The 1125-nt window shown below is 65.1% G+C and carries 1 protein-coding gene; it reads right to left on the bottom strand.

Annotated elements, in window-relative coordinates; genetic code table 11:
- Positions 1 to 1125 (bottom strand): IS66 family transposase (locus OP498_RS18360; protein WP_280554796.1); only part of this gene is annotated, 1125 nt, incomplete at both ends.

Raw genomic sequence — 1125 nt, 5'->3', positions numbered from 1 at the left:
GATACCGACATGCTCGGCGCCGACCTCGCTCCAGCAGAACATCCAGTTTTTTTTACCCATGGGAATGCAGCGCAGGCCACGCTCCAAGTGGTTGGTGTCGATCGGCACGTCGGGGTCGGACAGGAACACCTCCAGGCTGCGTTGCCGTTTCAGCGCGTACTCGACGGCTTTGCGCAGTGGGTGGCCAGGTTCCATGTCCTCGCGGTTGATCTGGTGATCGCACCATTGCCAGAAGGCTTTGACCCGCGGTTCGCTGTAGTCGGTACGCGCCTGCCGCTTGTCGGGTCCTTCGCGGCCTTTTTCGCGGATCCAGGTTTCCATCGCATAGATGCCGGCGATGTGCAGCAGGGCTTCATCGGCTGCCGGGTCGCTCTCTCGGGCCTTCTCGAAGTGTCGGCGCGTGTGCGCCCAGCATTCCGCATGGGTGATGCCTGGCTTTTTCTCGACATAGCGGGCGTAGGAGGCGTTGCCGTCGGTCAGCAGCACGCCCTCGAAGTGCTCGCCCAGCACCTTGTCGATATGTGCCTTGGCCCGCGACGGGGAGAAGGTGAAGCTGATCTCGTCGTGGTCGCCGTACAGCGGCCAGAACCACGCCTCCTTCATCTTGCCCTTGGCCTTGCGGCCGGCCTTGATCGGCGTCTCGTCCATGGCCAGCACCTGGCTTTCCAGCACGTGGTCGAGCTGGGCGAGATGGATCGGTGAGAGCAGCGCCGCGGCGCGGGCGACCTGCTGGGTCAGCGTGGTCCGGCTGAGCGGGATGCCGGCCTGCTGCAGGCGTTGGTGCTGGCGATAGAGCGGCAGGTGGTAGCAGAACTTGTCGACCAGCATGCCGGCGATGAAGCTGACATCGGCCAGCGAGCCATCGAACAGCGTGGGCGGCGCCGAGGTGGCCTGGGGAGCGGCCTCCTTACTGGCCTTGATCACCGGGCAGCGGTACTCCAGCACCTCGAAGCTGGCCCGGCGCTGGGCCAGGCGGAAGGTGCTGCGCGTGGTGATCACCTCGACGTCATCCAACGACACGCCGTCGGGCAGGTCCGGTGCTACCTCGATGACCTTGACCGGCACCGAGTCATCGAAGCGCAGACCGGTATCGTTGACGGCATTCTGGCGTGCCTTGCGCCGCGG

Origin of the sequence: Halomonas sp. 25-S5 (genome assembly GCF_029889845.1) — a bacterium.
In the GTDB taxonomy this organism is placed as follows: Bacteria; Pseudomonadota; Gammaproteobacteria; order Pseudomonadales; family Halomonadaceae; genus Halomonas.
This window is presented reverse-complemented; position numbering and strand designations above follow the sequence as displayed.